This is a genomic window from Polaromonas hydrogenivorans, from assembly GCF_040105105.1.
In the GTDB taxonomy this organism is placed as follows: Bacteria; Pseudomonadota; Gammaproteobacteria; order Burkholderiales; family Burkholderiaceae_C; genus Polaromonas; species Polaromonas hydrogenivorans.
Genome location: NZ_CP157678.1, coordinates 181,441 through 189,801, shown reverse-complemented (window position 1 = coordinate 189,801; position 8,361 = coordinate 181,441). Strand labels below are relative to the sequence as shown.

Below are 8,361 nucleotides of genomic sequence, written 5' to 3'. Positions count from 1 at the left end.
TTGCTTATCTTTTATGTGAATGCACGCACTATGCGAGTTTGCGCAATTTTCGTTTGCGAACAGAATTTGTGCAAACTTTTTCAGAAAAAATCCTGAATCCTCTCATGTAAAGGCGTGAACCCTGTGCAATCCAGCGCTAGCATTGTTACCGTCGGGTTTATTAAGTTTATATCCCTTGAATACCTATTAATACATTTAGAAATTAAATTAATCAATAAAATCAACAACTTAAGTAGATTTTGCGAGCTTTGTCAGGATGTTATCGAGCCACTTCAGGAGTCCATTGCAGGGGATACAGGGGAATTTCGCGTGTATTCAGGATAAGGGCAGGGTGGATACAGGAAAACCACTAAACCGTCTGATACATGTCCTGCCTTGCTCAAATAAAGCCGTGTTGGGCTCAGGATGGCTGAATAGGGCCAGTGTTTTCTCAGTTCACATGAGACGATGCAGGAAAATTTCACGCGATTTTCCTCATTTCAGCAAATAGGCCATTCCACGGTACGGCAAAAATTCACATGAAATCATTGATTCATCTAAAGCTATCCTGCGCTACAGTCGATATCATGAAGTCCGTAGAATCTGCCAAAAAGACGCACACTCGCGATATTGACCTGAAAAAGCCTGTCACGGCGCTAGCCATCACGGCCAAGAGTGAGCGCATCTCTGCCCTGGCCCGGAAAACTTACAACGTCCTACTTCACCTGTCCCAGAATGACAAGGAAGCAGGCCATGACCGCGAAGTCCATACCGCCCCGCTTTCCGACATCGTTCATTTGCTTGAGTACGACTCGAACGACTTGAACCTGATAAAAAAGCATCTGAAGTCGATGATCTCGACGGTGGTCGAATGGCAGTCCCCGACGACAGGGGAGGGCATCGACTGGGAAGCTTGCGGTTTGCTGGCGCATTGCAAGATCAGGAAGCAACGCGCCGAGGTCTGGGTTGACTGGTCTTTTGCTGTTAACCTGCGCAGCGAACTGCTGAACCCGACCATCTTTGCTCGTATCAAAATGGAAGTCGTCTCGCAGCTGCGCACCCACCCTGCCATTTTTTTATACGAACTGGCGTGCCGCTACCAAAACATAGGCCGCAGCCCACGCCAGCCTTGGCGTTGGTGGCACGATCCTATGACCGGCCGCATTCCAGACGCCGGCAGGCTGGAAAAGCTTGAATACTCCTTTTTCAAAAGGGATACTTTAAAGCCTGCCGTTGCTGAGGTCAACGCTGCCTCGCCGTTTGATATCGAGTTGGTGGAGCATCGGCGTGGTCGCTACATCTCGGAGGTGCAGTTTTTCATCAAAAAGAAGGCGCAGGAAGCCTGTGCAGACCGAAAAGCGCCTGAAAAAGCCGACCTTCAATCCGTTCACATTGCGCGCCAATTGGGTATCCCCGATGAGCGCATCGCGCATATTGTGGAGACCTACGGTAACGAAGCCCTGATCACGGCGTTGCCCGAACTGTCTCGGCGCGTGCAATCTGCCTATCCAGAGCCTGTGCGAGATCCCACGCGATACTTAGTGTCGATCATGCCGGGACATGCTACCCAGGCGACGCGTGCCGCGAGCGAAAAAGCTGCCAAGGCTGTACCCACGAGTAGCCAAGCGCTGGCTTCCAAAACTCAACGCCAGCTTACCTGGCGCAACGCTTGGACTACCCAGCGGCTGGTCGTCATTGAAGCGGACTTCAAGGCCATGTCCGCTGCCGAGCAAGAAACACTGACCCAACAGGTCATCAATGCCATGGAAGCGGCAGGGCTGCACTCTCAGATCATCAAGCGCCTCAGGAAGGATGGCTGGCAGCATCCTTTGGTCAAGTCCAAGTTCCTCGGGACTTATGCCGAGGCTGCGTTTGGCGCGAACTGGAACCAGCCGAGCGACCAGGAGCTTTTGATGGTTGCTGCGACGTTGGGCGATGCTGGCCTGGCCTGAAAACGGAAGGCCACAACTGATGACGAGCCTCACCCATACGGTATGGTTCAGGAGCAGCATGGGTTTATCACGGATGGAGCGTTGAATCGTTGGTTAAGATGGTCGGCAAATATCGACCTCGATGGCCGCGACCACTTGCTGGCCGACAGGCACCTGCGTCAAGGTCCGAGAACTCCTTGAGCATCTTCCCGTGGTCTGCCCGAGGTGATAGCGCAGGCTGGGGCCAGCGGCTAGTTTCCATCGATTTCGCCGCGATGGACCCTTCCTGATCTCGTTTGCGGGTTCTCTTGCGTGCATCCGGGTCTGGAGGTTGAGAAACGTAAGCAATGGGATGAACGCCCCCACCCATAACGGCATCGCTGTGCCAAAGTGGAGACGTTGATCAACCACTTGAACTGAGAAGGGGCATCCACCATGAAGCTTACGACTTTTGGCATTGACCTGGCAAAAAACGTGTTCCAGGTCCACGGAATTGATGAGCATGGCAAGGTACTCGTGAAGAAGCAACTTCGTCGAGACCAGATGGCCACGTTCTTTGTGAATCTCCCGCCGTGCCTGATTGGTATGGAAGCCTGTGGCAGCGCGCATCACTGGGCGCGCAAGCTCCAGGCGATGGGGCACACGGTACGCCTGATGGCACCGCAGTTCGTCAAGCCGTATGTCAAGTCCAACAAGAACGATGCAGCCGACGCCGAAGCCATTTGCGAGGCAGTAGGCCGACCCAACATGCGCTTCGTGCCGATCAAGAACGTCGAGCAGCAGGCGGTCCTCGCGTTGCACCGGGTTCGCCAGGGCTTCGTGAAGGCGCGCACCGCCCAGGCTAATCAGATTCGCGGGCTCCTTGGGGAGTTCGGCCTTGTCGTTCCCCAGGGCATTGGGTACATCACCACCCGGGTTCCGGAACTGATCGAAGACGCTGATAACCCACTGCCGGGCTCTTTCCGCCAGCTTGTCCAGCGACTGCTAGACCATCTCAAGGAACTCGACCGGCAGGTCAATGAAATTGAGGCGCAGATTCAGGCATGGCATCGAAACAGCGAGCTCAGCATGAGGCTCGCGCAGGTGCCTGGTATTGGCCCAATCACGGCAAGCGCTCTGGTCGCCTCCGTTGGGGATGCGAAGAACTTCGACGACGGCCGGCAGTTGGCCGCGTGGCTGGGCCTGGTGCCCAGGCAGCACTCTTCTGGAGGTAAATCAAACTTGCTGGGCATGAGCAAGCGCGGCGACAGCTACCTTCGTACTTTGCTGATACACGGCGCGCGCTCGGTCATCTACCGCGCCGGGCAGAAGGCAGACCCATGCAGCTGGATCAATTCAGTGGTTCAACGGCGCAACAAGAATGTCGCGGCAGTCGCGCTGGCCAACAAGAATGCCCGGATTGTTTGGGCGTTGCTGGCCCACGACCGGTGCTATGAGAAGGGCTACCGCAAGGCGGTCGTCGAGGCCGACTGACCGAAGGCCCACCACGGAAAAGGGAAAATAAAGTGAGGAAGGAATACCACCGATTGCTCAGGCGATCATGAAGGGTTCTGTCGCGTTGCCAGTTGATAAACGTGTTTGGGGTAGGAACGGATGCCAGCTCCTCAAACGGGACGGATTTGTCCTGCCAATGCATAAAACTGGTCGGCAAAAGACAGCTCGATACAGCCTTCCAGCAGGAACTGACCTTTGCGGATACATCACGTTGATTCCAATGGCGTTGGGCAACATCGCCTGGTTTTCGATCGTGGACACGGTGCCGGCGACCATTTCCGGTCTTTGCACCGTGATGGTGCCCATGGTCGCGATGATCACCGGAGCCGTTTTTCATGGCGAACCACTCGGGGTCCTTGAGATCGGCGCAATGACCTGCTGCGGGGCATCGTTGCTAATGGTCTTGTGGAAGCCTGGCCGGTCAGCCGGTAGCCGTTGACGGGAATTGGTCCGACTCGTACCCGGACAGCGGACGAATTGTCAGCAGATAGGGGGCGGAATTTCGATCGATGCTGGGCTTGAATGCGAGGGCGCGCCCGCATCGGTTGATGCGGGCGCGCGACCACCAAAATGCGTTGCGAGGCCGGGCCTACCCCTGGGTCACAGCCCCGCAAAAAGTCTTATGACTGCTGGCAGGCGTAGCTGGCAGCCGCATTCACGTCACCGCCCAGGTACTTGACGCGCTTCGGATACATGCAAATCGGGCGGCTTCGGGTGCCGTCGGGAGAGCTGATTGGCAAGGTCTCCGGGGCTTGCTTGGTCTCCACCCAATCAACTATCTTGGCATACATCTGATCCGCCGAGATCTGTGGGGTGCTTGCACTGGAGGCCCCCACGCTTCCCACGCCACCGCAGTGCCCACGGCCGGGAATGAGGAACAGGCGATGAAAGTCCTGGGCCTTGGTGTTGCCGCCGACCAGCGCCGCAGATCGCGTGTAGTAGTTGAGCTGCGCTTCCAGGGAGACGAAAGGATCGGCAACGCCGACGAAGCTCAGCATCTTGGCGCCTGCGTCCCTGAACGGGGTCAGGTCTGGATTGTTGGCATCAATGTTGGCGAACACCTGGTCATTCAGGACCTTGCCTTGGTAGAAGGACTGCGCGTAGACGCTGTAGGGCATCGTCATCCAGCCGTTCTTTCCCGTACCCGATGCATTGATATAGTCCGATCGCGTGTACGAGAGGTCCTGCAGATTCCAGGCGATTTGATCCATGACGAGACCGAGAATGCCCAGCGAAGGCGCATTGTTGGCCACGCCCGCCGTGTTTTCCAGGTCGGTCCCGCGCTTGCGTCCCCACCAAAGCTGCTGTGACGTGCGGATGATGCTCGTCCCGTTGTCGATGGCCGGATCAGGCACCGAGCCGTCCACGGTAGCGCCGTACCACATTTTGTTGAGGGCCAAGGCTTCGACCTTCGTCACACAGGCGGCTGTTGCATTCGTACCGCCTTCGGTGGTGCAAAGCACGGCTGCATCCTTGGTCGGGTCGTATTTGCATTGGTCATGGTAGGTCAGGTAACCGTCATGCGTTCCATTGACGGCCGTGTCGCAGGCTTGCAATGCCGCGGTGGAAACGGCGTCACGCTTTGCCTTGGTCAGCAACGGGAGCCCTTTGTCCGCCAGATCGCGTTGCATGACTAGTTGTGGATACATCAGCCCGGGGAAGTACTGGGTCTGGTCCAGCGACACGGCATCCGCGACGATGCCGTCGTAGTCCTTCGGATACGACTGCGCAGATTGGTAGACGGCGCGACCACCGCTGGAGCAACCGTAGGCGTAGGACTTGTCGGCCGGCTTGGTGTAATACGCAGCCGCCAGTGCCTTGGTTTTCAAGGACATCTCATGCACGGCCCTGCGCGAAATTTCATTCCACCCAAAAGTGTTGGGGCTTCCGTCGGGCAGTGTCAGGAACGTGCCGAAAGGTCCGTCCGCGTGGCCGCCGTCAGTCACCACCGTCACGGTGTTGTTGGCCGCGGCAAATTGCGCAAGACTCAACATTCCGATGCCCGTCGATGACGTAATACCGCCGCTTCCCATGAAGGCGCCGGGCGCCTCGGCACGGATCCGGCCATTCCAGGTGCTGAGGTTGGGAAGCCAGATTTCAAATCCAATGCCCGCTGTGGTCGATGGTGCGGTCGCTGGGCCGGGATTCCCAGGGCCGACGCGAAGCTTCACGAGGCACAGGTCTGCCGTGGCCTTGGCAGCGTTGGAAGGCGGGGTGGCGGCCAGCGAGAGCGGATCACCCTGCTTGAATGCCTTGACGAACAACACCTGCGTGTTCGAATCGGGCGCGAAGGCAGCCTTCATGCTGTCATCGCACGACAGCGCCTTGGCGACTGGCGGCGGCATCCCGATGACGCTGCTGCTGCTGCTGCCTCCGCCGCAAGCCGCCAGTGAAGCGACGACCGATCCCGCCAGCAGATACTGCGGCAGCCCCCACATGGCACGCGTGCAGCCACTTGATTTTTTGCTCATGAATGTCTCCTGATTGTGAAAGCGGAGCTTGTCCAGCTCCGTCAGATGTGATACCAATCCCGATAGATAAAGAACCAATGCCAGCGATTGAAGTCTGAGCGATATTGGAGTCTTGGTGGAGGTTACGAAAATGTTATCTCAGCAAATCATTGATCAGCTGCAGCCCTATGATTTCGACCGGCTGGCCCGCAAGGAATCGGATGGGCGCCGGCGACTGCGCCTGATAGCACTGGCGCATCTCAAAGAGGGCAAAAGCTGCAGCGAAGTGGGCGCTGCACTGCGCGTGAGCCGCCACGCGGTCATGCGCTGGGTGCAGTGGTTCATCGCTGGCGGCGTGGCCCGTCTGGCCGGCATGCCGCACGACTGGAGTACGCAGCGCCTTGCCAAAGGACAGGAAGAAGCGTGTCGCCAGGCGGTTGAACAGCTCCAGCGCGAGCGCGGCGGCGGCCGGGTTCGGGGTGAAGATATTCGCCAGCTGCTGGCCCGGCAGTTTGGCGTTGCCTACAGCTTGAACGGTGTGTATGACTTGTTGAAGCGCTTGGGCATGGTGTGGATTTCGGCTCGCGCCGTCAGTCCCTGCGCCGATCCGGCGGCACAGGCCGAATTCAAAAAAAAACTTCTCCACCCAAGTGCTGGCCACGCTGCCTCCTGGCATTGCGCCTGAGCAGGTGGACATCTGGTTTCAAGATGAAATGCGCATCGGCCAGCGCGGCACGCAAACGCGCCTGTGGGCGCGCAAGGGAACGCGCCCCCGGGTGGTGCGCCAGCAGCAGTCCGAATCGGCGTACATCTTTGGCGCCGTCTGTGCGCAGCGCGATGCTGCTGTCGGCCTGATCATGCCGCAGGCCAATACCGAGGCGATGGCCCATCACCTGCAGGCCGTCAGCGACGCAGTTCCTGCGGGGCGCCACGCGGTACTCGTGCTCGATCGTGCAGGCTGGCATACCACCGCCAAACTGCCCCAGTTCTCCAACCTGTCATTGTTGCCGCTGCCTGCGGGTTCACCCGAACTCAACCCGGCCGAGCAGGTGTGGCAGCAACTGCGCGACCGGCATCTGGCAAACCGCTGTTACGACGGCTACGAGCAGATAGTCGATGCCTGCTGCGACGCTTGGAATGCCTTCCGCAAATCCCTGGCGCCATCCGTACTCTGTGCTCGCGCCGCTGGGCAATGCTGCCTTCGGCATCGGTAATGTCATGACACGGGATTGGTATAAGGTCTTCAACGTCGGTTGAAAGCGCAACCGATTTCTGCATGACCTCCCGGGTTTTCCCAGCCGAATTGCCGGGGATTTAAATCGTGGGGGGTGGTGTGAATTCCATGCCGGTGTGGATGGCGTGCGAATTCGCACCTTCAATTCGTACCGCGTCCTGACAGGGCACGAAAGTCAGTCCACCTTGGCGCCGGACTGTTTCACGATCTTCGACCACTTTGCCAGTTCCGACTTGGTGAAGTCACTGAACGCCTCCGGCGAGTTTCCAACCGGATCCGCGCCCAGTTTGGCGAACTGCTCACGCACCTCTGGACTGCGCAAGATGGCAGCGATCTCGCCCGCGAGCAGGTGAAGGATCGACGAAGGCGTCCCGGCAGGTGCCCAGAGGCCATACCAGGTGCTGAAGTCGAAACCCGGTACCGCGCTTTCGGAAATGGTGGGCACATTGGGCAATGTGGATGAGCGTCGGGATGGTGTGACGGCCAATGCCTGCAGCGCGCCGGATTTGATGAAGGGAAGGCTCGAAGGCAGCGAGTCAAACATCAGCTGCACTTGTCCGCCAATGAGATCGGTCAGCGCCGGTGAACTGCCCTTGTAAGGGACGTGCTGCATGGTGGCCAGGCCCGTGGCGACCTTGAACGCTTCGCCTGCGAGATGCGGCGCGGTGGCATTGCCGGAGGAGGCGAAGTTAAAGGGCGTCCTGGAAGACTTCGCCAGCGCAATCAGTTCCTTGACCGTGTTCACTTGCAGCTTGGGGCTGACCACCAGCACGAGCGGAACGTCCGCCATGTTGGTGACCGGTGCGAAATCGGCTATCGCGTCATACCGGGGTTTTGCGTAGAGGCTTGGATTGATGACATGGATCGATGCATTGACTAGGAGGGTGTATCCATCCGGCGGCGCCTTGGCCACGGCTTCTGCTCCGAGCATGCCGCTGGCGCCCGGCTTGTTCTCGATGACGACCGGCTGGCCGAGCTTCTGGGCCAGGCGTGTTGCCACGATGCGCGCCAGCAAGTCGGTGGGTCCCGCGGGCGGAAAGGGCACCACGAGCCGGATGGGGCGCGAGGGATAGGTGTCTGCCCTGACCCAGGCCTGGGGCAACGAAAGCGTCGCGGCCAGAACTTTCAAGAGATGGCGACGGTGGGGAAGTACGAGAGACATTTATTCTCCATTGGATCGTGAGTTGCCTAGCGCAGCCCAGGCTGCGTGAACGCATAACCGGTGGCGGCGCCCTCAGCAGGGCGCGCAAGCGCGTTGATTCAAAGTCACAGA

The 8,361-nt window shown here is 58.5% G+C and carries 7 protein-coding genes; 5 read left to right on the top strand and 2 right to left on the bottom strand.

What is annotated here, in order from left to right; all coding sequences use genetic code 11:
• Positions 1-566 precede the first annotated feature (566 nt).
• From ABLV49_RS24845 to ABLV49_RS24835, 3 genes are all read left to right on the top strand, one after another.
• The gene (locus ABLV49_RS24845; RefSeq protein WP_349282926.1) at positions 567-1,931 is read left to right on the top strand and encodes a replication initiation protein; all 1,365 of its coding nucleotides are present in this window, start codon (positions 567-569) and stop codon (positions 1,929-1,931) included.
• A 414-nt stretch (positions 1,932-2,345) separates the two neighbouring features.
• The gene (locus ABLV49_RS24840; RefSeq protein WP_349282924.1) at positions 2,346-3,383 is read left to right on the top strand and encodes an IS110 family transposase; all 1,038 of its coding nucleotides are present in this window, start codon (positions 2,346-2,348) and stop codon (positions 3,381-3,383) included.
• 67 nt (positions 3,384-3,450) lie between these two features.
• Positions 3,451-3,843, top strand: a complete 393-nt coding sequence (locus tag ABLV49_RS24835; RefSeq protein WP_349282923.1) for an EamA family transporter — start codon at positions 3,451-3,453, stop codon at positions 3,841-3,843.
• Positions 3,844-4,024: 181 nt separating this feature from the next.
• Here ABLV49_RS24835 and ABLV49_RS24830 read toward each other — a convergent pair whose 3' ends face one another.
• A complete protein-coding gene (locus ABLV49_RS24830) occupies positions 4,025-5,875 on the bottom strand; it encodes a tannase/feruloyl esterase family alpha/beta hydrolase (RefSeq protein WP_349282921.1) in 1,851 nt (616 codons plus the stop codon).
• 130 nt (positions 5,876-6,005) lie between these two features.
• Here ABLV49_RS24830 and ABLV49_RS24825 point away from each other — a divergent pair, with 130 nt between their 5' ends.
• The gene (locus tag ABLV49_RS24825) at positions 6,006-6,539 is read left to right on the top strand and encodes a helix-turn-helix domain-containing protein (RefSeq protein ID WP_349282920.1); all 534 of its coding nucleotides are present in this window, start codon (positions 6,006-6,008) and stop codon (positions 6,537-6,539) included.
• Positions 6,505-7,068 (top strand): IS630 family transposase, encoded by a 564-nt coding sequence (locus ABLV49_RS24820; protein WP_349282918.1) that lies wholly within the window; start codon positions 6,505-6,507, stop codon positions 7,066-7,068. Before ABLV49_RS24825 ends, ABLV49_RS24820 begins: the two co-directional genes overlap by 35 nt.
• A 195-nt stretch (positions 7,069-7,263) precedes the next feature.
• Here the strand turns inward: ABLV49_RS24820 and ABLV49_RS24815 are convergent, their stop codons facing one another.
• Positions 7,264-8,250, bottom strand: coding sequence for a Bug family tripartite tricarboxylate transporter substrate binding protein (locus tag ABLV49_RS24815; RefSeq protein ID WP_349282916.1), 987 nt, complete (start codon positions 8,248-8,250; stop codon positions 7,264-7,266).
• Positions 8,251-8,361 lie beyond the last annotated feature (111 nt).

What these genes read in the sequence shown, in the direction of transcription:
- ABLV49_RS24835 (WP_349282923.1), top strand. Translation starts at nt 3,451, where the DNA reads ATGAAGGGTTCTGTCGCGTTGCCAGTTGATAAACGTGTTTGGGGTAGG.
- ABLV49_RS24825 (WP_349282920.1), top strand. Translation starts at nt 6,006, where the DNA reads ATGTTATCTCAGCAAATCATTGATCAGCTGCAGCCCTATGATTTCGAC.
- ABLV49_RS24830 (WP_349282921.1), bottom strand. Translation starts at nt 5,875, where the DNA reads ATGAGCAAAAAATCAAGTGGCTGCACGCGTGCCATGTGGGGGCTGCCG.
- ABLV49_RS24840 (WP_349282924.1), top strand. Translation starts at nt 2,346, where the DNA reads ATGAAGCTTACGACTTTTGGCATTGACCTGGCAAAAAACGTGTTCCAG.
- ABLV49_RS24845 (WP_349282926.1), top strand. Translation starts at nt 567, where the DNA reads ATGAAGTCCGTAGAATCTGCCAAAAAGACGCACACTCGCGATATTGAC.
- ABLV49_RS24815 (WP_349282916.1), bottom strand. Translation starts at nt 8,250, where the DNA reads ATGTCTCTCGTACTTCCCCACCGTCGCCATCTCTTGAAAGTTCTGGCC.